This window comes from Bacillus cereus group sp. BceL062, from assembly GCF_051780025.1.
GTDB lineage: Bacteria > Bacillota > Bacilli > Bacillales > Bacillaceae_G > Bacillus_A > Bacillus_A toyonensis.
In genome coordinates this window covers 931,852-953,488 of sequence record NZ_JBPWGY010000001.1, presented here as the reverse complement: position 1 = coordinate 953,488, position 21,637 = coordinate 931,852, and the positions used below count along the sequence as shown (strand labels likewise).

Here is a 21,637-nt window from a genome sequence, read left to right as displayed (position 1 = left end):
CATGTATACAGAACAAGAACAGAAAGAGTATATGAAAATATGGTTTTCACTTGCGGAAGAGGCTGGTAGGAATGGTTTTACGTGGCCGAGTCTATTAGAGAATGAAGAGTGGAATCAGTATATGGCAACAGGGATGTTTCGTATGTCGGTAAACACATATACCGCTATTTCGAAAGCGACAGAAGAAATAATGTATGTGTTATATAGAACGTATCAATATATTGTACATACGACAGAAGATTTTCAAAAGCTCGGATTCCCGCCTGAAACGTGGGAGATTGCGAGAATGAAACATACTGGTTTGTTTTCTTATTTTACAAGGCTCGACTTTATTGTAAATGGTGATGTTATTAAATTAATAGAAGTGAATTGTGATACACCAACAGGATATTTAGAACCTTCTGTTGCAAATGAAGTGTTGTGCCGTTATCACGATGTGAATCACCCGAATCATATTGAGGAGCATATTGTACAGGCATGGGAACAAATTAAACATGACTATAATATTGATCCTGAAGAAACGATATATTTTAGTAGCTATGATTGGCACGATGAAGACCATCAAACAGTCCAGTTTTTAAGAAGTTATTGCCTAAATCAGCCCACGGAATATATAGGAATTCAAGATATTGTAGTTACAGATGATGGAATATATACGCCAAATGGCAAGCGAATTCATTATTTATATCGACTGTATCCAATTGAATATTTAGTTACAGATGTTGATAAAAATGGAAAAAGAATTGGTCTGCAGTTTTTAAATCATATAGCGCAAGGAAGAGTGAAAATTATTAATCCACCAGCCGCATTCGTAATGCAAAATAAAAATGTGCTTGCATTAATTTGGAAGCTTTATGAAAAAGCGGTTTTCTTTGAAGAAGAAGAGCGTGTTATTATTAATAAATACTTCTTACCAACATATTTTACAAATAAGCCATTTAAAGAAAGAAATGAGTCATTTGTTTCTAAACCTTTATATGGACGTGAAGGTGGGGGCGTATCTATATACGAAAATGATGAACTGTTAGCTGAAGATAAAACGGAATATTACTTTGAACAACGGAAAATATATCAGCAATACATAGAAATGCCTGACTATACCATTGATACATGGGATGGTCCGTATACTGGTAAATTATTAATTGGCTCACATTGTATTAGTGGGAGAGCGGCAGGGTTATTTTTACGAGTTGGTGAGAAAATAACGGGAAACTTATCGATGTTTACTGGGGTTACGATTGAAGGATAAAATGAAAAGAAAAGCCCATCATTTTTGATGGGCTTTTTCGTCTATCTATAAAGTGTAAATTGAAATGGTAACTTTTTATTGCTGTGATGTAACACTTTCATCTTTCTTCATTTCAAAGATTTTCTTTCCATCTTCATCTACAATTTTAATAGTGTTTCTAAGTTTTGGTACACCAATATATAAAACGGGATTTTCATCTTGCCCTTTATCTTTTTCAATATGTAATACGATAACAGATGTGTCTTTTTCGTCTTGTACTTCTTTTACTGTAATTTTATCGTTTTTATACTTTTTTCCAAATGCTACATACACCATTCTTTTTCCTTCACTAATACTACCATTTGAGTAATGAATCATAGTTGGATCTTTTTGTGCTTTTTCATATAAATTTAATGGGCCATATCCGCCTTCATTATATCTGGATTTTTCTAATACCCAATACCCCTCATAGTCATTGTTAATAGAAACACATGCATGTAAAGAAATGAGCCCAAATAGTAGAAAAGGAAATAGAATTTTTTTCATTTGTTCACCTTCTTTTATTAATTCAAATGAATATACCATAATTTAACTATTTTTTACGTAATAATACTACCATTTTTTTGTAGTATTGAATACGATCAAGTTAAAAATTAAGAAAAATATGATAATATATTTATATAAAAGTTTAAATTTTAATATACGTGGTTAGTGGGGGAACCGTTATGAAAATGAATGAAATAGTTGAGAGTACACATTTTCCGAATACAACTCAAACAATTACAAACGATTTAAAAGCACTAGGAGTCGAAAAAGGAATGACAATTATTGTTCATTCATCATTAAGTTCTATCGGCTGGATATCTGGCGGAGTGGTTGCAGTAGTAGAAGCTTTAATGAAAGTCGTTACAGAAGAAGGAACAATTATAATGCCAACACAATCTTCGGATTTATCTGATCCGAAACATTGGTCAAGACCGCCTGTACCTGAAGATTGGTGGCAAATTATACGTGATAGCGTCCCAGCATTTGATCCACGTATAACACCAACAAGAGGAATGGGGAAAATAGTTGAATGTTTTCGTACATACCCGAATGTAGTACGAAGTAATCATCCATTAGGAAGTTTTGCTGCATGGGGGAAACATGCAGAGGAAATAACAATGAATCATTCGCTATCGATGAGTTTGGGAGAGGAATCACCATTAAAAAAAATATACGATTTTGATGGGTACATATTATTAATTGGTGTTGGCTATGACTCGAATACGTCTGTTCATTTATCTGAAGTACGTTCTGGTGCATGTGAATTAATAAAAGTAGGAGCACCAATTATAGAAAACGGTGAAAGAGTATGGAAAGAATTTGTTGAAATGGATTACGAATCAGATACGTTTGTAGAAATTGGTGTAGAGTTTGAGCGAAAAGGAACTGTAACAATGGGGAAAATAGGTAATGCAACGAGCCGTCTTATGAAGCAACGTGATATAGTTGACTTTGGAACAGAATGGTTTCTTAAGAAAAATCAGTAAGGGATGGTTACAATGAAGGGGAAAAAGGTATTAATTACGAGCGGTGGTTGTTTAGAAAAATGGGATCAAGTACGCGGACATACGAATATGGCTAAAGGTACGATTGGAAGAATAATCGCAGAAGAACTTATAGCTAAAGGGGCACACGTTATATATTTACACGGTTATTTCGCTGAGAAACCGAACGATGTAAATAGAGGATTAGAGTTACATCCATTTGAGGGAATTGTTGATTTGCAAGATAAAATGAAAAGTATCATTACGCATGAAAAAGTCGATGCGGTTATTATGGCAGCGGCTGGATCAGATTGGGTTGTGGAAAAGATTTGTGATCAAGATGGCAATGTTCTTAATATGAATGGGAAAATTTCAAGTGATATAGCACCAATTATACATTTTCAAAAAGCTCCAAAAGTTTTGAAGCAAATAAAACAATGGGATCCGGAAACAGTACTCGTTGGTTTTAAGCTTGAAAGTGATTTAAGTGAAGAAGAACTGTTTGAGAGAGCGAAAAATAGAATGAAAGAAGCGAAGGCGAATGTAATGATAGCAAATTCACCACATTCTTTATATTCGCGCGGGGCTGTACACTATGTAATTGGACAAGATGGTAAAGGAAAGTTATGTAAAGGGAAAGATGAAACAGCGAAAGAAATTGTCAAAAGCTTAGAGATATTATGTAATCGTATTACTGCTTTGTAAAATTAAGTTTTTAGATAAGAATGAATCCGCATAGTATATAGGTAAGCGAAACTTTAATTAGTGGGAATTTTACTTTTACACGAATGTGAAGCATAAACCAATCAAGAGCTATACGCAGAATAATTGGTGAGGAGTGGATTCTATGGAACATTTATTAAAGCAAGCTATTAAACTTAGAAATGAAAAGAAATATGCGCAGTCTAGAGAAATACTTATAGGATTAACAAACTTTACAAAAGATGCAGAAGTACTGTACCAATGTGCATGGATACACGATGTCATGGGATTAGAAACAGAAGCAGTTCCGTATTATGAGCAGGCGATCGCAAATGGACTTGATGGTGAATCCCTTTGCGGTGCCTATATCGGTTTAGGGAGTACATATCGTTGCATTGGAGAGTATGAAAAGGCAATTGTGGTACTAGAAGCTGGAGTAAAGAAATTCCCTGAGAACGATCCGATGAGAGTATTTTTATCATTAGCAAAGTATAATGTAAACGAACATGAATCCGCAATGAAATTATTACTTGAAACAGTCGTGAAAGTAGATGAAGTAAAAGAATTTGAACGTGCCATTTCATTTTATAAAGACCACTTAAACGAGGTGTTTAAATAGAGGAGTGAACGTATGAGTGTCACACTATCGCGAAGGCGAAAAGGTATTTGGATTGGACTCGTATCTTGCATTATGTTATCCAACTATTTATTGTATGCCCTTCCCATTGTACCAGCTGCTCCAAAAGAAGTAGTGCTTGGGTCATTATTAGATTGTATGTTTGTAATTCCAGTCATCACGTATTTCTTTATTATTCGAAAAAGATACTCGTTAACGTATATCTTTCCTGTCGTAATAGCTGGATATATATTTGCGAGATTTATAATTCCAAGCGACTATTTACAAGCTTTTTCATTCGTTTCTTATATAGTAGTGACGGGGGAAATTGCATTTGTAGCTTTAGAACTGTTCCTTCTATATAAAATCGTGACAATGCTTCCTAAAATAATTAATAAATATAAAGCATATAAAAAAGAGTATTCTTCATTCTCTTATTCAATTGATGCAGCATTTGATGACACTATGAAAAGAAGTAAAGTTATAAATATCATGCTTACTGAGTGTAAGCTAATCTATTATGCGTTATTATCTTGGCGTGCAAAAGTACCAGATGACGAATTTACCTATTCCTACCATAAAAACACCGGTGCTATAGGTGTTTATATCATGATAATTCACGCAACAGCAATTGAAAGTATCGGTTTTCATTATTTACTTCATCAATGGAATCCAGTAATAGCTTGGATTTTACTTATTTTAAACGTATATGCGATGATTTATTTTATAGCTGAAATACAAGCGATACGTAAAAATCCAATTATCATAACAGAAAAACAAGTAATGATTCAAATCGGATTAGGAAAGAAAATCGTTTTGCCATTTACACAAATTGATAATATTACGTTTTACAAGGGGGAATCACAAACGGCAAAAGAAGAGAAAGAGGTATTGGATGCAACTGTTATGGAGTTCATAAAAGAACCTGCTACTTTTGAAATAACGTTAAAAGAGCCAGTAAAAGCGCAGGTGTTATATGGTTTTTCTAAAACAGTAAATCGTGTGCACTTAAATGTTGATGAGGAACGGAAATTTTATAATGCGATTTCTGAAAGGTTAAAACTTATAAGTCATGAATAGTGAAAAACTCCTTCTAAAATAAGAGGGAGTTTTATTGTGTAATTGTAGAAAACAATATAAACAACTATATACTTCTTAATTGATATATAAATGGATATAATTAAGGATAGAAACAGCATAAGGGGAACAAAATAATGAATCAATTACGTACATCAAAAATTGAAATTACAGAAAGAAAAATTCGGTATGATTCGACAATAGTGGATTACGATTGCTTATTGCTGAAAAAACAATCGGAAAGTATCGTGTTATTCCACGAGGTCCAGTATTCATTTACAATGACGGCACACGATACAAAGTTAACTATTCAAAAAGGAAGTTACACAATTGCATACTACTGGGAAGATCGTCCTTACAATTTATACGTATGGAGAGATAAGGAAGAGAATTATGTAGGCGCCTATTTTAATATCGTAAAAAATACACAAATAACAGAAGAAGTAGTTTCCTTCGAAGATTTAATTATCGATATTATGGTACTTCCAAATGGAGAATATTTCATATTAGATGAGGATGAATTACCGGAGCCGATAGAAAACTTTGAAGATGGATTTGTAAAAGAAGCTCTTCATACATTGACGGATACAATTCAAGAGTTGCTTCCTAAAATTATAATAGAAACTGCTACTATCTTTAAAAATAAATAATGTTCATTAAAACCTAGTTGACTTATCGGAAATATTTGTATAATATGTAGTTAATTCTATAACAAGTGGCTGATTGGAGAAACCAAAGGCATTTTATCTATTGATAAAATGCCTTTGGTTTTTTTATTAGTTACATAACAGCATAATCAATTAATCCAAATGATTCATAGTAGGGAGGATGAACGTGTGACAGTTTCGATTAAAGGGGTATCTAAGAAATTTGCGAAAGCAGCAGGTAGTGTTCAAGTTTTAGAAAATATTCAATTTCAATTAGAGAAAGGGGATTTTGTTACAATAATTGGTCCGAGTGGGTGCGGAAAAAGTACATTACTAAAAATTGTTGCAGGTCTAGATAATGATTTTGAAGGTGAAGTTGTTATTGACGGAGAGCCTATCTTAAAACCGAGTAAGAAACAAGGTTTTATTTTTCAAGAACATAGGCTTTTTCCATGGTTAACAGTTGAAGAAAATATAGCGGCAGATTTGTCGTTAAAAGATAAGTATGTGAAAGATAAAGTGAGAGAATGGGTTGAAATCGTTCGGTTAGATGGCTTTGAAAAATCGTATCCGAAAGAAATTTCAGGTGGGATGTCACAACGTGTTGCGATAGCAAGAGCTTTGTTAAGAGATCCGAATGTATTATTACTTGATGAACCTTTTGGAGCGCTGGATGCGTTTACTCGAAGTCATTTACAAGAAGTATTGCTAAATATTTGGGAGCAGAAGAAAACAACAATGATATTCGTTACACATGATATAGACGAAGCGATATATCTTTCAAACCGAATCATCATTATGAGTGCAAAACCAGGGGAAATACATAAAGTGATTGAAAATAAGTTGCCTTATCCGCGAAATAAAACTTCACAATCGTTCCAACAACTTCGAACGAAAGTATTACAGCAGTTTGAATATGGAGGATTGATTCAAACAAGTATATAGGAAAAGGGTGATTTTATATGTATAAAAAATTTATAGTTCTTTCTTTTGCTTTAGCTATATCAGTATTTTTATTAGGATGCGAAAAAAGTACAGCAAGTAGTAAGAAAGAAGATGTAACAATACAAATTGGTATACAGCAAGGATTAAGTCCACTATTACTAGCAAAGAAAAAGGGGTGGTTTGAAGAGGAGTTTAAAAAAGAAGGAGTTAAAGTGAAATGGACAGAGTTCCAAAGTGGACCTCCTTATTTTGAAGCAATCGCATCAAACCGATTAGATTTTGGTGAAGTAGGGAATTCTCCAGTCATTTCAGCGCAAGCAGCAGGTATTGGATTTACCGAAATCGCCAATACAAGTTATGCGAGAAAAGGAACTGGAATTCTCGTTCAAAAAGATAGCAAGATTGCGAGTATAAAAGATTTAAAAGGTAAAAAAATTGCAGTAGCAAAAGGAAGTAGTGCCTTTAATTTATTATATCGAGCACTTGATAAAGAAGGTATTGATGCAAAAGATGTAAATGTCATTCAATTACAACCAGATGAAGCGCAGCCTGCATTCGAATCAGGATCAGTAGATGCATGGGCGATTTGGGATCCATTTATTTCGTTACATACGGTAAATAAGGGCGCGAAAGTGATTGCAGATGGTGAAACATTAGATGTCTCTTCACCAGAATTTTTAATTACGAGAACAAAATTTGCGAAAGAACATTCAGAATTAGTTGAGAAATTTCTCAAAGTTTATGAGAAAGCACGTGTATGGCAAGAGGCTAACTTAGATGAAGCAATAAAAGTATACACTTCTGTAAAAAAGATAGATGCGGAAATCGTAAAAGAAGTTTTTAATCACGACAAACCAATTTTAGTTCCGGTAACGAAGGAAATAATAGCAGAACAACAAAAGACAGCAAAATTTCAATATAAGCTCGGTTCTATAAAGAAAGAAATTAAGACGGAAAAAGTTGTAGATAATTCTTTCGTAGAAAAAGCGTTGAAAGCGAAGTGAAAAGAGGTTTTGTAAAGTGGAAAATACGAAAGCTGTTATGAAACCAGCGAGTATAATGATTGAGAAAAACAGCGTAAAGAAGGTGCGGAAGTTAAATATAAAAGTTTTAGTAAGGGCGATTACTATACCGGTTATTATATTAATAATTTGGCAGTTGGCTGGCGTATTCGGTCTTGTCACTAAAACAGTTTTACCAACACCATTAGATATTTTTCTAGCTTTCCAAGAGCTTATTAAAACAGGAGAGTTATTCGGCCATTTAAGTATTAGTGTATTCAGGGCCACAGCTGGTTTCTTTATTGGCGGGGGCTTAGGGGTTATTTTAGGAACGATTGTTGGATTTTCAACGAGAAGTGAGCAATATTTAGATCCATCTGTGCAAATGTTAAGAACTGTACCTCATTTAGCTGTTGCGCCACTTTTCGTATTATGGTTTGGTTTTGGCGAAACATCGAAAGTATTATTAATTGCGGACGGTGCATTTTTTCCTTTATACGTAAATGCGTTTTTAGGGATACGAGGTGTAGACTCAAAGTTATTTGATGTTGCGAGAGTATTAGAGTTTAATAAACGAAAATTAATTACGAAACTAATTTTACCAGCTGCATTGCCTAACCTTTTACTAGGAGCAAGGTTATCGTTAGGTGTTGCATGGGTGAGTTTAGTAGTAGCAGAACTTATGGGATCTACAGAAGGTATCGGTTATATGATTATGGATGCAAGGCAATTTTCAAATACAGATATCGTATTTGTCGGTATTATAATCTTTGCATTCGTCGGGAAGTTTTCTGATTCACTCGTCCGTTTACTAGAAGTGAAGTTTTTAAGGTGGCGAGATAGTTTTAAAGGTGAGACAGGGAATTAATATGTAAATTATTAGGGGTAATTTATATACAGATTTTTAGTTTGCGTTTCAAAATAAATAAGGGGTGTGCAAGAGTATGGAAATATTATGGTTTATTCCGGCTTATGGAGATGGTCGATATTTAGGAACGACAAAACGAGGAAGAGCAGCTGAGTATGGTTATTATAAACAAGTTGCTGAGGCGGCTGATTATTTAGGATATACGGGTGTTTTACTTCCAACTGGTCAAGGATGTGAAGACCCTTGGGTGTTAGCTTCAGCTCTTGCTGCTGAAACAGAAAAACTAAAATTTTTAGTAGCAGTGAGACCAGGATTAATGTCACCTACAGTTGCAGCGAGGATGGCATCTACATTTGATAGAATTTCAGATGGTCGATTACTTATTAATGTAGTAGCTGGAGGAGATCCCGTTGAACTACAAGGAGATGGATTGTATCTTGAACATGACGAAAGGTATGAAGCAGCGGATGAATTTTTAAAAGTTTGGAAATCGACCTTGCAAGGTGAAACGATCTCATTAGAAGGAAAACATATTAAAGTTACAGAAAGTAAAGTCGTGTTCCCGCCAGTCCAAACACCGTATCCTCCTATATATTTCGGAGGGTCATCAGCTGCTGGAAAAGAAGTTGCAGCTGAACATAGTGATGTATATTTAACGTGGGGAGAGCCACCTCAGCAAGTAAAAGAGAAAATAGAGGAAGTAAGAAAACTTGCAGAAGAGAAGGGGCGTACGGTACGATTCGGTATCAGGTTGCACGTAATTGTAAGAGAAACAGAAGAAGAAGCATGGGAAGAGGCAGAACGTTTAATTCAATATGTAGATAATCAAACGATTGAGCTTGCTCAAAAGACATTTGCAAGATATGATTCAGTTGGCCAAAAACGGATGACATATTTAAATAAAGGAACAAGGGAGTCGTTAGAGATAAGCCCAAACTTATGGGCTGGAATCGGACTTGTAAGAGGTGGTGCAGGCACTGCACTTGTAGGAGATCCGCAAACGGTAGCGGAAAGAATAAAAGAATATGAAGCGTTAGGAATTGATACATTTGTTTTATCGGGATATCCTCATTTAGAAGAGGCATATGAAGTGGCAGAACTGTTATTCCCTTTATTGAAAGATGAGAAGAAACAAGAAAATAAAATTGTTGGTGAAATGATAGCTGATGCATTTGCATTAAAAAAATAATGAGAAAAAACCCGCAAGCGATTCGCATGCGGGTTTTCATCGTAAACTATCAGAAAATATGGTAAAATTAAATAGTAACTTAAGGTACGGTTGGTTGTTCAATTATCACTTCTCCGAATAGGAGGGGGGTGATAATACATGAGTGAAATAGCGTTGCTACTGCAGGGTGGACTGTTTCTCGTTGCATTGTTAACGTTCGTCGTCGTTTTAATAGACAAGCTCAAAAAATAACAACCCACCTAAGCCAATAGAATGTGGGTTGTTTTGTTTGTAAGAAACAAATAGGATAAGTGAACAATCCAATCTGCTAAGTTACGTGGACTAGTGTGTAGCCGCACACTAGTCTTTTTTATTTATATACAATTTATAATTAGTTTATGTGATTGTATTGTTCTTTTCATACTCATTATAACACAGTGTCTTTTCATGAAGAAAGGAGACCGTATGTTCTGATTTTGATTAAATAGTAGATGATGTTTCTTTAAATAACCCATCCATATACTGTTTTAAAGTTTGGACATAAAATTCTTGCTTATTCACATTATTTACGCCGACAATTGGCGATGCAAGTTCATATCGCTTTTCTGATAAATGAACGACAACATCAAAGATGTCAAACAAACGAATGAAGCAGAATAGGCCGTCTTTATCGCTAAGTAAAATAAAGTAATGGTTTTCACTATTTGTATTTAATGTATTCCATAATGAACTTTTGCTTAAGTCACGAACAATACTCTTTTCTTTTAATTCCATGAAATCGGCATTTGATAGAATATTAGAAATATCAATTGCATCTGGATCTTCAAAGTAGCCATCAATTGTTTGTACAGCGAAAGCGTAAGCCATTTTTAATACGCTCATTTTGTATTTACGGTTATCTAAAAGTAATTCACGTTGAATAGAGCTAGCTACTTTCGTTACACGTTCTTCTTTCCAAATTTCATTATGTAGAGAAATATCGTGCTTTTTACATAGTTTCATAATTAATGCATTGGAATAAAGTATTTCATCACTTACTTCAACAACATCTGTCTCAGCCGCCGCAAGTTCCTCACCATGCTCATTTGTATAGAGAGGGGAGTCGATTTGTTTTTTCATTTGCTCAATCTTAAATTGACTTAATTTATGCCTAATTAAAGGGCGATCAATATTTGTTGTCATTTGTTCATGACAAGTATCACAAATTGAGTTTGTGAAATAATAGCCACATAATATTTCTGGGATGACATATTGTTCACTCAGTTCTTTCGTATCTTTTCTGCAAATGATGCATTTTGTCATTTTTATCACCTTTACCTGCAAATTTGTATGTATTCTCATTGTAGTGTATTTATTGGTATTTTGGAATATTGTAAAGGAAAATATTATGTGAAATTAAAGTTTAATTTGGTACAATAAAGAGAAGTGCTAGTTTAAAGGAGGACGTTTGTTTGAAATCGAAAGTGCACTTTTGGACATTAGAAGTGCTAATGGTTGTAGGAATCATATTTATTTGCACAAAAATATCGTTTCTATTTCAACCGATTGGTATCTTCATATCAACATTGTTTTTCCCAATCTTAATCGCGCTTTTTTTATACTTCATATTTAATCCTGTATTAGTCTTTTTGGAGAATAAAAAAGTACCTAGAAATTTAGCGATTCTACTGTTATATCTTTTTATCATCACATTAACTGCGGTTGGCGTTGGAGTAGTTGTTCCGACGATTTCACAACAGTTAATGGATTTAGTGAAAAATATGCCAGGGTATATAAAAGAGGGAAAAGTATACATACAAGATTTATCACATCACAGATTGTTTGAATGGTTATCTACACAAAATTACGTATCCATTGAAACAATTGAAAAAAATGCAATTGAATACTTAAAGGATATACCAAATACAATTACGTCGAGTGCAACGGCTTTATTTGGTATCATCACGAACGTTGCGTTAGTTATCTTTACAGTACCGTTCATTTTATTTTACATGTTTAAAGATGGGCATGCCTTTCCAGGAAAAGCGGTTAGCTTATTACCAGAGTCTTACCGTGAAGAAGGGCTTCGTATCATAAAGGAAACGAATGAAACGTTATCTGCATATATTCAAGGGCAAGCGCTCGTTTGTATATTTGTTGGTGCTTTTACTTTCATCGGTTATTTAATTATCGATTTACCGTACGCTTTTGTTTTAGGAATTATTGCAGCATTTACAAATATCATTCCTAACTTAGGTCCATTTATCGGTGCGGCACCAGCTGTTATTGTAGGTTTGTTCGTATCTCCGATGCAAGCATTGTACGTAATTATTATTGTTACAATAGTACAACAGTTTGAAAGTAATATTATTTCACCACGTATTATGAGTTCGAAATTAAATATTCACCCGTTAACAATTATTATCTTAATTTTAGGGGTAGGTAATTTCGCGGGAATTATCGGAATGATTTTAGCAGTACCAGTTTATGCAGTAACAAAAACAGTTGTTTCAAACTTAGTAAGATTGTTTAAAACGAAACGAAATAATCGAAAATAGTATATGTTGAGGAAGATACACCGCTTTTTAAGTGGTGTATCTTTCGTTTGTTAATCAATATAAAAAAGTGTATTAATGCGATTTTATTATATGTTTTTTATATATCAAATTTAACGGTAAACTTGTGGGATTTAAGGTCTATAAAACTATGTGGAATCCCTCTGAACTATCCAAATCATTTCTTTACACCGTACTATCAACATCATAATCGACTCCTTTCAAGTTAATTCATATAAATTATAGGTGAGTGTAATATTTACTTTTACAATCACGAATTTCATCAATAATTTGTTTATACTGTTGCTCTTGTTTTAATTCATTTTGAGAAATCGTTTCTTTTTGAATCGTAATAGTTAAAAAGAAAAGGTGAAACTTCATATGTGAATTCCTCCTTTCAAATGGGAATTACAAATGACTACAGTAATGACTCTGTCTTTCTTTTACATAATCCATAGCCTGATTAATTTGACGTTCGTGAAGCATTTCAGTTTCAGAAAAATTATGTTTTCGAATGGTAATGCTTAAAAAGAATACTTTAAATTTCATTAGATTTTTACCCCTTTATAAGTTATTTAGAACAGACGATTGTAAAAAGAAGATTGAAGCTCTTTTACTTCGTCCATAGTAGTTTGAACGTGTTGATCGTGTAAAACCTCATTTTGTGAAAGTTTACGCTTTTGAATGGTAATGGTTAAAAAGAATGCTTTAAATTTCATTGAATTATTACCCCTTTAGGATTTATTTAGAACAGACGATTGTAAAAAGAAGATTGAAGCTCTTTTACTTCGTCCATAGTAGTTTGAACGTGTTGATCGTGTAAAACCTCATTTTGTGAAAGCTTACGTTTTTGAATGGTAATGGTTAAAAAGAATGCTTTAAATTTCATGAAGATATTGCTCCTTTAAAATATATTTTTAATACATTTGTGTATAGTATGAAATTTTAATGTCAGTTATTTTATCAGTTGTTTGTTTTACTTGTTGTTTACGAATGATTTCATCTTCTGATAAAGTGTTTTTCTGAAGTACAGTCGTAAAAAAGAAAATATGAAAAGTCATAAATGAATTCCTCCTTTCGAAAAGGAATTACAGGTGATCACAATAAAGCACTTGGCGCTCCTTAACATCATCCATAGCTTTTTCAATTCGCTCATTATGAAGCAGTTCCGTATTGGAACGTCTATTTCTTTGAATCGTAATACTTAAAAACAATACGCTAATAGTCATTGAATGTTGCTCCTTTCTTTAAAAAATAATGTAAGAGACTAAAAAACCGCACAAAAAAACCACAGGAAGATACAGTTCTCCTACGGCTGGGCGTGAAAAAGCCACAGGAAAGTATACGACCTCCTGTGGCGAATTTATGAATTAAAAGAAATAATATACGATCTTCAATTCTCCATTAGGGTGGTCGAATTCATATTCAATTGTCCGAAAAACAAAGGTGCAGCTAACGCAAAAGTTAATGCATGTAATTGTAATTTCATCATTTTCTTCGACCTCCTTTTAGAATTTTTTTCTTACGTTAGTAAGTATATACAATTAATGGATAATTGTAAACATAAAAATTGAAAATTTTTAATTTTGATTAAAATGCTTATGTTTAAAAGGGATTTGAAAAGCAGTATAGTAAGTAACGAAATATCGCTAAAAATGGGGGATGCTAAATGAAATATATGCATCGTAATGTGCTCGTTATGCTAACAATTTTTTTATTTATGACGGCTTGTTCTAACGGAGAAAGAATAAAAGATATATCTGATGTTAGGTCAGATGATTTTAAGAAATATACTGGAGCGTACGTTGGTAATAATTCAGATGTGGTTGCAATTGTTAAAAATTTACCCGGTGGTGGAACAGTTCAAAGTATAAGTTTAGAAAATGAAAGTATAAAAGTGAACTATGGCGTAAAAGAGAGTGGGACTCTTACAGAAGAAATGATTGAGACGTATTGGTTTGATGGGAAGGATACGATGAAGAAGAATTTTCTCTTTAATGCTATATATCTAGTGATTTTAGTACCAAATGCAAAAGCGTATGAGTTTCAAATAGAAAATAAAAACTTTAAGATAACGAGGGAAGAAATGTTATCAATTTTGCATAGGAAATTCGATGATTTTCCAAAAGAAAAAGATATATGGGATAAAAATAAAGTTATAAAGTTTTTTAAGGGCAATGAAGAAAAAATTAAAATGCTTGTGAATGATAAAGATTTTAGGCAATCTTTATTTGCTAAATATCGAGTGAAGCAGTTGGAATAATTGTTGAAACTACGAGTTTTTTTAGGGAATCATTCTTAAACGAATGATTCCTTTTTATGTATAAGAAATTTATGGAAAAAACATTTGTAATGTGCTATGGTTAATTACATGAGTAATGAACCTATGAACCTAAGGGGGTGAAATTGTGAAACCTACTCTGGAGCAAAATAAATTAATATACTTACAAATTGCGGAAACAATTGAATCTGATATTTTAAAAGACATATTGCTTGAAGAAGAACAAGTGCCATCGACAAATCAATTTGCAAAGATGTTACAAATAAATCCAGCTACTGCAGCTAAAGGGGTAAATGTATTAGTGGATGAGGGGATTTTGTATAAAAAGAGAGGGATCGGGATGTTTGTTGCAAAGGGAGCGAAAGAATTCGTATTAAAGAAGCGTCAAAATACTTTTATGACCGAATATTTACCTAAAGTGTGGGAAGAAGCAAAAGTACTAGAAATATCAAAAGACGAATTGATGAATATGATTCAAAAGATTACAAAGGAGGGGAAAGAGGGATGATTGCACTTGAAACGAAAGATTTAACGAAAAAATATAAAAAGAAAATAGCTGTAAATGAAGTAACTATTTCATTGGAAGAGCATAAAATATATGGTTTGCTTGGAAGGAACGGAGCAGGGAAAACGACACTATTAAATTTACTCGCAGGGCAAATTATTTCAAGTAGTGGAAGTGTATCAATATTAGGTGAAAATGTATTTGAAAATAGTAAAGCGATGCAAAATATTTGTTTCGTTAGAGTGAAAGAAGGAGCTCATTTAAGTTATAAAGTAAAAGAAATTTTTAAGATGTGTAGCATGTTTTATAAGAATTGGGATGGAGAGTACGCTGAAAAACTTGCTGATAAATTTCAGCTTAATATGACAGAGAAATACCATAAACTATCACATGGTATGCAAACAGTCGTTGGAATAATACAAGGACTAGCAAGTAGAGCACCAATTACTATTTTTGATGAACCAACTACAGGTTTAGACGCAGCGCATCGTGAGTTGTTTTATAGTTTACTATTAGAAGATTATGGCGAGCATCCTCGAACAATTATATTATCAACACATTTAGTAGAAGAAGTAACTCATGTAATTGAAGAGGTAATCATCATAAAAGAAGGAAGATTAGTTGTTCAATCATCAGTGGAAGATTTATTACAACAAGGACATATTATTTCGGGAAAAAAAGATAAAGTGGATGAGTTCTTAATTAATAAAAAAGTTTTAAATCGAGAAGTTTATGGAAATAAGGGGATTACTATTATATGGGAAGAACTTTCTAATGAAGATTATTACTCTCTTGAAATAGAAGGGTTAGTAGTTGATAGAATTACATTACAAAAATTATTTATTCACATAACTGGTGGTGAAGTGGAATGACAATGTTAATGAAGCAGTTGAAGTTACATATAAATTTTCATTATAAAGCAATTTTAATATTTTGGATTACAGCTTTACTTATAAAAGGAATCGCAAGTGTAATGGATTTTAAAGAAATAAGAGAAGGATTTTTACAACATATATTAAATAACCCTTCGATTGTAATTACATTGTTTATAGTAGTAAGTACTTTTATTATACAGGATGATGTGTTTCGTTTAGCAGTTTCATTTGGAGTAACGAGATTTCAGTTTTTCATTGGATCAGTTTGCTATATCATATTACAAGCTGCGGTTTTCTCATTCCTTCAAGTGATTATTTTACAAAATACATTGTATAGAACAGTAAATATTAGTTTAGGAGAACACTCAGTTAAACAGTTTATTGTACAACTATTATTGTATGTTACAATTGCAACTTTTTTTCAAGTAGCAGTAGTGATTAAGAAACGTTTTAAGTGGATTGGTCTTATGATAGGCGGAACATTTTTTATATCATTGAATAGTGTACTTTATGCAGAAGTAGGAATACAGGATTTAAATTCTACATCTAATCTATCTTTAATAGATATCCCATACTTTATTGTCATTTCAATTGTTTTAACTATCGTCTATATCGTGACTAGCGGTATATTTATTCGAAAAGTATCATTTGAGCAAACCATTTAAAGTGTAATTAAGTATATATTTTGGGAGAGTAGGAAAAACAAATGGGAGACACTTCTTCACTAATAACCGTCTTTGTATGCATTGCACTACTAATATTTTGGCGTCGTTACCGTTCTATGTACAAACCGATAAAAGGAACAGGAAAACGAATTTTGTGGCCATTACTATTTTTAACGCCAGGGATAATATGGTTTTTTGGTCCCGTACATCCAGCTATTTTACAAGTAGTTTTAGCAGCATGCATTGGGATTCTTTTCGCCGTACCACTTATAATTTTAACAAATTACGAACGAAGAGATGATGGGAATATTTATACGAAAAAAAGCACAGCTTTTCTAATTACTTTTATTGCACTTGTTGTTTTAAGATACGGTTCAAGGCAATATATTGTTGATTTGGATCCACAAACGATTGGTTTATTATTTTATGTCGTTGCCGTTTCGTATATTATTCCATGGAGAATTGCTTGTTATATAAAATTTAGGAAAGTTTGGCGGGAAAATAATAATCCTGCTATATGAAAACTTCTCATTTGAGAAGTTTTTTATTTTTAGATGTAAGCAAAACAATTTGTTGAAGTACAGGCTGCCATACAATATGATAAATATAAAAAATCAAGGGGAAGTAGGGGGATATAAAAATGCGTACCATTTTACTTTTTCTAAACAACATGTCCATCCATGAAATAGAGGACATTAGACTAGAGCATGATCCTTTATTCGGATTAATCCCACCGCATGTTACAATTGTATTTCCATTTGAAAGTCCTATTTCAAATGATGAGTTGAAATTACATATTTTGAATGTATCAAAAAAGATATATAATATAGAAATTGAATTTGCGAATCAAATAACGAGTGAAGGAGCATATTTGTTTTTACGAGTTGAAAAAGGGAAAGAACAAATAGAAGATCTACGTAATATCCTGTATACAGGACCTTTATTACAGTTTTTGAAAGAAGACATTCCGTACATCCCGCATGTAACAGTCGGGAGAAAAGAAAGTGCCGAGCTAGCTGCTGAAGTAGTTAAAAGTATTCCTAGTTTTCATGAGAAATTAAATTGTGTGATTAATAGAATTAGTGTGGAGCGAATTGGAGAGAACGAAGAGTCAATTATTGAATTTGAAGTACCATTGCAAAAAAGCTGACAAAAGTCAGCCTCTTTATTTTGTAGCATGAAGTAAAGCGCCAATCGCACCACTATAACCATTATCTTGTAAAAAGATTGGTGTTTTATTTTGATATTTTGTGTAACTTCTAATAATATTTTGAAGGTGTACATTATTACATAGAGTCGAACCGATATAAATAATATGGTCAATGTTTTTTGCTTCGGCGAATTGAAGGCTTAATGCAGTAACGACTTCACCGACAAGTCCTTGTACAGTAGCAATTATATCTGAGCTACTATAATTTGAGTCTGTAATAGCGGCTTTACCAAAATTGCTTGCAGTTAAACTATTATCAATAGGAGAGAGAATACCACCATAAATATCTCCCACCGTAATATCTAGTTCTTTTCTAGAACCTATTTTTGTAAGAGGGATTACATCTTCAAAATGATCAATATTTGTTAATAATTTTGAAAGTCCCATAATAGTACCTCCGCCAACTCCAGTTCCTCCAGCTCGAATATAATGGTCATTATAAACGTAATGGATAGAAGTACCTGTACCGATATTTGTTAAAATAAAGTTGTTTATAGAATGTTTTTCTTCTTTTAATATGTATCGTACACCTGCAAGAGTAGCTTCAAATTCATTTAGCTCTACTATTGTATATGCATCCGAAAGTAGTTGTTGTAATAGTTTCGCTTTACCACCTGTAATACATATTTGTTTCATTCTATTATTGCTCTGAAGCCAATCTATAATTTTATCTTGTTCATGTGAATAAAACTTTTCAAAAGCTAATTCCTTTTTTTCATTAATATAAGCAATTTTCGTTAATGTTCCTCCAGCATCGATACCGATAGTTCTTTCCATTTTCCTACTCCTAACTACGTAATATATTTATCTTATAAGCCCAATTGGCGTGGGATAGATATCCCGGGCGGATCAAATAGTGATTAATCTGCTTGATATATTAATAGTTTTTTTATAGTTACAATAGGGTGGCTGTTAACTGTTGCCGTACCTGTACCGAGAACAAACCCTCGACGGTTACGTGTTAGCTCATAATGTAAATCAAGTTTATCACCAGGGTATGCTTTCTCATGGAACTCAACTCCATCTAATGAGGAGAGAAAGCCTAATCCTTCAGAGTCACTTGTATTTACAAATGCACTAAGCTGAGCAAGTGCTTCTACAATTAACATATGAGGCATATGTTTTTGCGTATCATTTATAAACCATTCGTTATTTGTAATGAGTTTGTATCCTGTCACGGATTCACCTTGTTTTATACTTGTTACTTTATCAATCATTAAAAATGGATAACGATGGGGTAGTGTATCTTTAATGTGCATATGAAAGTACCTCCAATAAATAATACCCCTGCTAAAGTTAAGCAGGGGAGTAGTAACTAATTTTTAACTAATTCCTCTATTATTTCAAGAGAAAAAATGCCGCTATTTCTAATGTTTTCAACGACTTGTTGTAATACCGCTTTATCTTGAACAAGAGCAATACGTACAAAGCCTTCTCCGTGAGGTCCGAATGCATGACCTGGTGTTACAACGACATTTGCACGATCCATTAATGCATAAGCGAATTCTAGAGAAGTCCATCCTTTCGGTATTTCAGCCCATACGAACATACTGCCAGCTGGCTTATCGACATTCCAGCCAAACGTTCGGAACCCATTGACTAAAGTATCTCTACGTTCTTGATAAATGGTGCGGTTTTTCTCGCAAAACTCCGCACCATTTCTTAGTGCTGTAGATGCTGCTTTTTGAATAGGCAAAAATACACCGTAATCTGTATTAGACTTAAATTGCGTAAGCGCTCCGACAATTTCCTCATTTCCAATCATATAACCAATGCGGCTACCTGCTAAACTATAACTTTTTGATAAAGAGTTTATTTCTACGCCAACTTCTTTTGCACCAGGTACAGAGAGGAAGCTAATTGGTTTGTTGCCATCGAAATAAAATTCAGCATAAGCAAAATCATGGACAACAATAATATTATGTTTTTTCGCGAATGCGATTACTTCTTTAAAGAAATCTTCATGTGCCATTGCTGGAACTGGATTCCCTGGGAAGTTCAAAATCATCATCTTTGCTTTATCGGCGATCTCTTCAGGGATAACTTGTAAGTTAGGTAAGAAATCATTCTCTTTCTTTAATGGCATGTAGTACGATGTTGCACCAGCCATTTGAATACCTGTTTCATAAGCTGTATATCCTGGATCAGGAATTAATATAATATCTCCTGGATTTGCATAAACCATCGGTAAATGAACGAGTCCATCCTGTGAACCCATTAATAATAAAATCTCTTTTTCAGCATTTAATATAACGTTATGAGTGTTATTGTAATATTCAGTTACAGCTTCGTGAAATTCTTGAATACCTGTTAATGTGTATCCATAGCTTTCTTTTTCACTTGCTGTATGTACCATTGCTTCTCTTACGAAATCAGCAGGAGGCATATCAGGATTTCCGATGCTTAAATCAATCATTTTATGACCTGCTGCAATTTTCTCTTTTTTATAGGCCCCTAATTCACTAAATATAGAAGATTGGAATGCTTTCATTCTAGTTGCTAACGTGTAAGTCATCAAAACCCCTCCTAAAAACAGTGCTTTCTTTCTACGTATTTAATTATTCTGAAAACACATGTTTACATTTTATCACTTTTTTATGAAAATTAAAACGATTGACAAATTTAGAGGAAGGGTTAGTCTATTTTGAAAGAGGAAGCTGTATATAGGCTAGAATGGTTAATTGAAATGTCTATTATATCTTTCTACGCGGATTAGGATGACGGGACAAATTGTTGATATAAGTAAGGAACTTAAACTTCTCATAATAAGCACCTCACAGTGAAATTATTTAGATTATTAAGTAATTATACATTCAAATTAAAAGATTAAAAAGAGGGAAATGTTTTTGAGAAAGCTTTCTAAAGTGAAATAACGCAGAAAATATTTCCTGCGTCTCATCTGAAATGTAATCATTTCTTTTTATATGTACATAATTTTTCAGTTGTCAAAAAATATACATTTAATGTATCATCGACAACCTTTAAAGTTTGATCTGATGTAAATGAGTTGCCATAATCAATGTGATATACAGTAGAATTTTTGACAAATGAACCTTTATATAAATCTTCTTTTTTATTTGTAGTTTGCATTTCTACTAAATTTTGAACAATTTCCTCTTTATTTTCTTTTTTGACAACTGTTTCAAATTTATAATATACAGGACATTCACCGTTTTTATTGTCAACGACTTCCCAAGAACCGTATATATCATTCTTGTTGCAGCCACTAAGTAAAACGATCAGTATAGGAAATATAAGTAGATATTTTTTCATTTTGTGCTCCTTTCTTATTATGGCTAATAAACGTGCGAATACGATAGAAATATTGTAATAAATAAAGTTTAAATTTTTTTAAAGAATTACTTAATTTCACATAAAAATTGGGAAAAGCATAGCAAAAATAAAAGACATGAATTTACCGTAATACTAGTTTTTCATGCCTATCAGTATAATTTTTGCTATGCCTTTTTGAGGATAAATGAGGAGGAAAGTAGGATGACTATTCCATTTAAAATATATACACTTGCAATAATAAAGGCTAACGTACCTACGCTAAATCCACTTTTATCGAATAAAGAAGCGAATGCTGTAGTAGTCAAAAAGACAATGGGAGTTAACAATAAGAAAACGAAACCTGCCACAATTCGCCTTTTAAAGCTATGTTGAGAAAGGGAAATGGTTAAAAAGTTTAGGATGCTAAATATAACTATTACAAAAATAAAGATAATAAATAACTGCATGCCATCATACATTTTCGCAACTCCTTTATTTATTATTTATATACTA

Annotated in this window: 31 protein-coding genes; 18 read left to right on the top strand and 13 right to left on the bottom strand. The window is 33.0% G+C overall.

What is annotated here, in order from left to right; translation table 11 throughout:
- Position 1: 1 nt before the first annotated feature.
- Positions 2–1,249 carry a glutathionylspermidine synthase family protein gene (locus tag ACS2MN_RS04880; RefSeq protein WP_000287859.1) on the top strand — a complete coding sequence of 416 codons (1,248 nt, stop codon included), beginning with the start codon at positions 2–4 and terminating at the stop codon, positions 1,247–1,249.
- A 75-nt stretch (positions 1,250–1,324) separates the two neighbouring features.
- Here ACS2MN_RS04880 and ACS2MN_RS04875 read toward each other — a convergent pair whose 3' ends face one another.
- The gene (locus ACS2MN_RS04875; RefSeq protein ID WP_016108610.1) at positions 1,325–1,774 is read right to left on the bottom strand and encodes a hypothetical protein; all 450 of its coding nucleotides are present in this window, start codon (positions 1,772–1,774) and stop codon (positions 1,325–1,327) included.
- A 185-nt stretch (positions 1,775–1,959) separates the two neighbouring features.
- On the opposite strand from ACS2MN_RS04875, the gene ACS2MN_RS04870 reads away from it, so the two are divergent.
- The 10 genes from ACS2MN_RS04870 to ACS2MN_RS04825 all read left to right on the top strand — a co-directional run bounded on the left by ACS2MN_RS04870 (position 1,960) and on the right by ACS2MN_RS04825 (position 10,033).
- Positions 1,960–2,760, top strand: coding sequence for an aminoglycoside N(3)-acetyltransferase (locus ACS2MN_RS04870; RefSeq protein WP_140154222.1), 801 nt, complete (start codon positions 1,960–1,962; stop codon positions 2,758–2,760).
- A 12-nt stretch (positions 2,761–2,772) separates the two neighbouring features.
- On the top strand, positions 2,773–3,462 hold the full coding sequence (locus tag ACS2MN_RS04865; protein WP_000676697.1) for a phosphopantothenoylcysteine decarboxylase domain-containing protein: 690 nt from the start codon (positions 2,773–2,775) through the stop codon (positions 3,460–3,462).
- Between the two features lie 142 nt (positions 3,463–3,604).
- On the top strand, positions 3,605–4,078 hold the full coding sequence (locus tag ACS2MN_RS04860; RefSeq protein ID WP_000400640.1) for a tetratricopeptide repeat protein: 474 nt from the start codon (positions 3,605–3,607) through the stop codon (positions 4,076–4,078).
- A gap of 12 nt (positions 4,079–4,090) precedes the next feature.
- Entirely contained in the window at positions 4,091–5,155 is a 1,065-nt protein-coding gene (locus ACS2MN_RS04855; RefSeq protein WP_346994539.1) for a hypothetical protein, read from the top strand.
- A gap of 134 nt (positions 5,156–5,289) precedes the next feature.
- The gene (locus tag ACS2MN_RS04850) at positions 5,290–5,802 is read left to right on the top strand and encodes a DUF402 domain-containing protein (RefSeq protein ID WP_001072800.1); all 513 of its coding nucleotides are present in this window, start codon (positions 5,290–5,292) and stop codon (positions 5,800–5,802) included.
- Between the two features lie 186 nt (positions 5,803–5,988).
- Positions 5,989–6,744 (top strand): ABC transporter ATP-binding protein, encoded by a 756-nt coding sequence (locus ACS2MN_RS04845; RefSeq protein ID WP_346994540.1) that lies wholly within the window; start codon positions 5,989–5,991, stop codon positions 6,742–6,744.
- A gap of 17 nt (positions 6,745–6,761) precedes the next feature.
- Positions 6,762–7,748 (top strand): aliphatic sulfonate ABC transporter substrate-binding protein, encoded by a 987-nt coding sequence (locus ACS2MN_RS04840; RefSeq protein ID WP_098709441.1) that lies wholly within the window; start codon positions 6,762–6,764, stop codon positions 7,746–7,748.
- 16 nt (positions 7,749–7,764) lie between these two features.
- On the top strand, positions 7,765–8,613 hold the full coding sequence (locus tag ACS2MN_RS04835) for an ABC transporter permease (protein ID WP_000432126.1): 849 nt from the start codon (positions 7,765–7,767) through the stop codon (positions 8,611–8,613).
- Positions 8,614–8,689: 76 nt separating this feature from the next.
- Positions 8,690–9,802 (top strand): FMNH2-dependent alkanesulfonate monooxygenase, encoded by a 1,113-nt coding sequence (gene ssuD, locus ACS2MN_RS04830; protein ID WP_000404867.1) that lies wholly within the window; start codon positions 8,690–8,692, stop codon positions 9,800–9,802.
- A 138-nt stretch (positions 9,803–9,940) separates the two neighbouring features.
- Entirely contained in the window at positions 9,941–10,033 is a 93-nt protein-coding gene (locus tag ACS2MN_RS04825) for a putative holin-like toxin (RefSeq protein WP_001289320.1), read from the top strand.
- 228 nt (positions 10,034–10,261) lie between these two features.
- On the opposite strand, the gene ACS2MN_RS04820 is transcribed toward ACS2MN_RS04825, so the two are convergent.
- Complete coding sequence (locus tag ACS2MN_RS04820) at positions 10,262–11,083, bottom strand: HNH endonuclease (protein WP_000158826.1); 822 nt, start codon at positions 11,081–11,083, stop codon at positions 10,262–10,264.
- A gap of 149 nt (positions 11,084–11,232) precedes the next feature.
- On the opposite strand from ACS2MN_RS04820, the gene ACS2MN_RS04815 reads away from it, so the two are divergent.
- A complete protein-coding gene (locus tag ACS2MN_RS04815; protein WP_000837897.1) occupies positions 11,233–12,318 on the top strand; it encodes an AI-2E family transporter in 1,086 nt (361 codons plus the stop codon).
- A 237-nt stretch (positions 12,319–12,555) separates the two neighbouring features.
- Here the strand turns inward: ACS2MN_RS04815 and ACS2MN_RS04810 are convergent, their stop codons facing one another.
- From ACS2MN_RS04810 to ACS2MN_RS04785, 6 genes are read right to left on the bottom strand one after another with little or no spacing between them, the layout of a single operon-like run.
- Entirely contained in the window at positions 12,556–12,696 is a 141-nt protein-coding gene (locus ACS2MN_RS04810) for a YrzI family small protein (RefSeq protein ID WP_000668494.1), read from the bottom strand.
- Positions 12,697–12,723: 27 nt separating this feature from the next.
- On the bottom strand, positions 12,724–12,864 hold the full coding sequence (locus tag ACS2MN_RS04805) for a YrzI family small protein (RefSeq protein WP_000669795.1): 141 nt from the start codon (positions 12,862–12,864) through the stop codon (positions 12,724–12,726).
- A 26-nt stretch (positions 12,865–12,890) separates the two neighbouring features.
- The gene (locus tag ACS2MN_RS04800) at positions 12,891–13,034 is read right to left on the bottom strand and encodes a YrzI family small protein (RefSeq protein ID WP_000668979.1); all 144 of its coding nucleotides are present in this window, start codon (positions 13,032–13,034) and stop codon (positions 12,891–12,893) included.
- A 26-nt stretch (positions 13,035–13,060) separates the two neighbouring features.
- Positions 13,061–13,204, bottom strand: a complete 144-nt coding sequence (locus ACS2MN_RS04795) for a YrzI family small protein (RefSeq protein WP_000668979.1) — start codon at positions 13,202–13,204, stop codon at positions 13,061–13,063.
- A gap of 28 nt (positions 13,205–13,232) precedes the next feature.
- Positions 13,233–13,376, bottom strand: coding sequence for a YrzI family small protein (locus tag ACS2MN_RS04790; RefSeq protein ID WP_000142723.1), 144 nt, complete (start codon positions 13,374–13,376; stop codon positions 13,233–13,235).
- Between the two features lie 27 nt (positions 13,377–13,403).
- Positions 13,404–13,544 carry a YrzI family small protein gene (locus ACS2MN_RS04785; protein WP_000156183.1) on the bottom strand — a complete coding sequence of 47 codons (141 nt, stop codon included), beginning with the start codon at positions 13,542–13,544 and terminating at the stop codon, positions 13,404–13,406.
- A 440-nt stretch (positions 13,545–13,984) separates the two neighbouring features.
- On the opposite strand from ACS2MN_RS04785, the gene ACS2MN_RS04780 reads away from it, so the two are divergent.
- The 6 genes from ACS2MN_RS04780 (at position 13,985) to ACS2MN_RS04755 (ending at position 17,791) form a co-directional block, all read left to right on the top strand.
- Positions 13,985–14,578: a DUF4825 domain-containing protein gene (locus tag ACS2MN_RS04780; RefSeq protein WP_000876549.1), complete on the top strand. Its 594-nt coding sequence runs from the start codon at positions 13,985–13,987 to the stop codon at positions 14,576–14,578.
- 145 nt (positions 14,579–14,723) lie between these two features.
- The gene (locus ACS2MN_RS04775) at positions 14,724–15,104 is read left to right on the top strand and encodes a GntR family transcriptional regulator (RefSeq protein WP_000805189.1); all 381 of its coding nucleotides are present in this window, start codon (positions 14,724–14,726) and stop codon (positions 15,102–15,104) included.
- On the top strand, positions 15,101–15,973 hold the full coding sequence (locus tag ACS2MN_RS04770) for an ATP-binding cassette domain-containing protein (protein WP_088054780.1): 873 nt from the start codon (positions 15,101–15,103) through the stop codon (positions 15,971–15,973). Before ACS2MN_RS04775 ends, ACS2MN_RS04770 begins: the two co-directional genes overlap by 4 nt.
- Complete coding sequence (locus tag ACS2MN_RS04765) at positions 15,970–16,641, top strand: DUF4052 family protein (protein WP_000178191.1); 672 nt, start codon at positions 15,970–15,972, stop codon at positions 16,639–16,641. Before ACS2MN_RS04770 ends, ACS2MN_RS04765 begins: the two co-directional genes overlap by 4 nt.
- A gap of 41 nt (positions 16,642–16,682) precedes the next feature.
- On the top strand, positions 16,683–17,162 hold the full coding sequence (locus ACS2MN_RS04760) for a CcdC family protein (protein WP_000502991.1): 480 nt from the start codon (positions 16,683–16,685) through the stop codon (positions 17,160–17,162).
- Positions 17,163–17,281: 119 nt separating this feature from the next.
- Positions 17,282–17,791 carry a 2'-5' RNA ligase family protein gene (locus ACS2MN_RS04755; RefSeq protein ID WP_088054779.1) on the top strand — a complete coding sequence of 170 codons (510 nt, stop codon included), beginning with the start codon at positions 17,282–17,284 and terminating at the stop codon, positions 17,789–17,791.
- A 15-nt stretch (positions 17,792–17,806) separates the two neighbouring features.
- Here ACS2MN_RS04755 and coaW read toward each other — a convergent pair whose 3' ends face one another.
- The 5 genes from coaW to ACS2MN_RS04730 all read right to left on the bottom strand — a co-directional run bounded on the left by coaW (position 17,807) and on the right by ACS2MN_RS04730 (position 21,603).
- On the bottom strand, positions 17,807–18,628 hold the full coding sequence (gene coaW, locus ACS2MN_RS04750; protein WP_000442508.1) for a type II pantothenate kinase: 822 nt from the start codon (positions 18,626–18,628) through the stop codon (positions 17,807–17,809).
- Between the two features lie 83 nt (positions 18,629–18,711).
- A complete protein-coding gene (locus ACS2MN_RS04745; protein ID WP_000547668.1) occupies positions 18,712–19,110 on the bottom strand; it encodes a 3-hydroxyacyl-ACP dehydratase FabZ family protein in 399 nt (132 codons plus the stop codon).
- Between the two features lie 56 nt (positions 19,111–19,166).
- Entirely contained in the window at positions 19,167–20,366 is a 1,200-nt protein-coding gene (locus ACS2MN_RS04740; protein WP_142285890.1) for an LL-diaminopimelate aminotransferase, read from the bottom strand.
- A gap of 395 nt (positions 20,367–20,761) precedes the next feature.
- Positions 20,762–21,124, bottom strand: a complete 363-nt coding sequence (locus ACS2MN_RS04735) for a hypothetical protein (RefSeq protein WP_088054777.1) — start codon at positions 21,122–21,124, stop codon at positions 20,762–20,764.
- Positions 21,125–21,309: 185 nt separating this feature from the next.
- On the bottom strand, positions 21,310–21,603 hold the full coding sequence (locus tag ACS2MN_RS04730) for a hypothetical protein (RefSeq protein WP_087951064.1): 294 nt from the start codon (positions 21,601–21,603) through the stop codon (positions 21,310–21,312).
- Between the last annotated feature and the right edge of the window lie 34 nt (positions 21,604–21,637).

Coding starts and splice junctions, on each gene's coding strand:
- ACS2MN_RS04765 (WP_000178191.1), top strand. CDS start 15,970: ATGACAATGTTAATGAAGCAGTTGAAGTTACATATAAATTTTCATTAT.
- ACS2MN_RS04730 (WP_087951064.1), bottom strand. CDS start 21,603: ATGTATGATGGCATGCAGTTATTTATTATCTTTATTTTTGTAATAGTT.
- ACS2MN_RS04860 (WP_000400640.1), top strand. CDS start 3,605: ATGGAACATTTATTAAAGCAAGCTATTAAACTTAGAAATGAAAAGAAA.
- ACS2MN_RS04870 (WP_140154222.1), top strand. CDS start 1,960: ATGAATGAAATAGTTGAGAGTACACATTTTCCGAATACAACTCAAACA.
- ACS2MN_RS04855 (WP_346994539.1), top strand. CDS start 4,091: ATGAGTGTCACACTATCGCGAAGGCGAAAAGGTATTTGGATTGGACTC.
- ACS2MN_RS04735 (WP_088054777.1), bottom strand. CDS start 21,124: ATGAAAAAATATCTACTTATATTTCCTATACTGATCGTTTTACTTAGT.
- ACS2MN_RS04755 (WP_088054779.1), top strand. CDS start 17,282: ATGCGTACCATTTTACTTTTTCTAAACAACATGTCCATCCATGAAATA.
- ssuD (WP_000404867.1), top strand. CDS start 8,690: ATGGAAATATTATGGTTTATTCCGGCTTATGGAGATGGTCGATATTTA.
- ACS2MN_RS04805 (WP_000669795.1), bottom strand. CDS start 12,864: ATGAAATTTAAAGTATTCTTTTTAAGCATTACCATTCGAAAACATAAT.
- ACS2MN_RS04760 (WP_000502991.1), top strand. CDS start 16,683: ATGGGAGACACTTCTTCACTAATAACCGTCTTTGTATGCATTGCACTA.
- ACS2MN_RS04770 (WP_088054780.1), top strand. CDS start 15,101: ATGATTGCACTTGAAACGAAAGATTTAACGAAAAAATATAAAAAGAAA.
- ACS2MN_RS04810 (WP_000668494.1), bottom strand. CDS start 12,696: ATGAAGTTTCACCTTTTCTTTTTAACTATTACGATTCAAAAAGAAACG.
- ACS2MN_RS04875 (WP_016108610.1), bottom strand. CDS start 1,774: ATGAAAAAAATTCTATTTCCTTTTCTACTATTTGGGCTCATTTCTTTA.
- ACS2MN_RS04785 (WP_000156183.1), bottom strand. CDS start 13,544: ATGACTATTAGCGTATTGTTTTTAAGTATTACGATTCAAAGAAATAGA.
- ACS2MN_RS04800 (WP_000668979.1), bottom strand. CDS start 13,034: ATGAAATTTAAAGCATTCTTTTTAACCATTACCATTCAAAAGCGTAAA.
- ACS2MN_RS04840 (WP_098709441.1), top strand. CDS start 6,762: ATGTATAAAAAATTTATAGTTCTTTCTTTTGCTTTAGCTATATCAGTA.
- ACS2MN_RS04865 (WP_000676697.1), top strand. CDS start 2,773: ATGAAGGGGAAAAAGGTATTAATTACGAGCGGTGGTTGTTTAGAAAAA.
- ACS2MN_RS04825 (WP_001289320.1), top strand. CDS start 9,941: ATGAGTGAAATAGCGTTGCTACTGCAGGGTGGACTGTTTCTCGTTGCA.
- ACS2MN_RS04795 (WP_000668979.1), bottom strand. CDS start 13,204: ATGAAATTTAAAGCATTCTTTTTAACCATTACCATTCAAAAACGTAAG.
- ACS2MN_RS04850 (WP_001072800.1), top strand. CDS start 5,290: ATGAATCAATTACGTACATCAAAAATTGAAATTACAGAAAGAAAAATT.
- ACS2MN_RS04740 (WP_142285890.1), bottom strand. CDS start 20,366: ATGACTTACACGTTAGCAACTAGAATGAAAGCATTCCAATCTTCTATA.
- ACS2MN_RS04880 (WP_000287859.1), top strand. CDS start 2: ATGTATACAGAACAAGAACAGAAAGAGTATATGAAAATATGGTTTTCA.
- coaW (WP_000442508.1), bottom strand. CDS start 18,628: ATGGAAAGAACTATCGGTATCGATGCTGGAGGAACATTAACGAAAATT.
- ACS2MN_RS04780 (WP_000876549.1), top strand. CDS start 13,985: ATGAAATATATGCATCGTAATGTGCTCGTTATGCTAACAATTTTTTTA.
- ACS2MN_RS04790 (WP_000142723.1), bottom strand. CDS start 13,376: ATGACTTTTCATATTTTCTTTTTTACGACTGTACTTCAGAAAAACACT.
- ACS2MN_RS04820 (WP_000158826.1), bottom strand. CDS start 11,083: ATGACAAAATGCATCATTTGCAGAAAAGATACGAAAGAACTGAGTGAA.
- ACS2MN_RS04745 (WP_000547668.1), bottom strand. CDS start 19,110: ATGCACATTAAAGATACACTACCCCATCGTTATCCATTTTTAATGATT.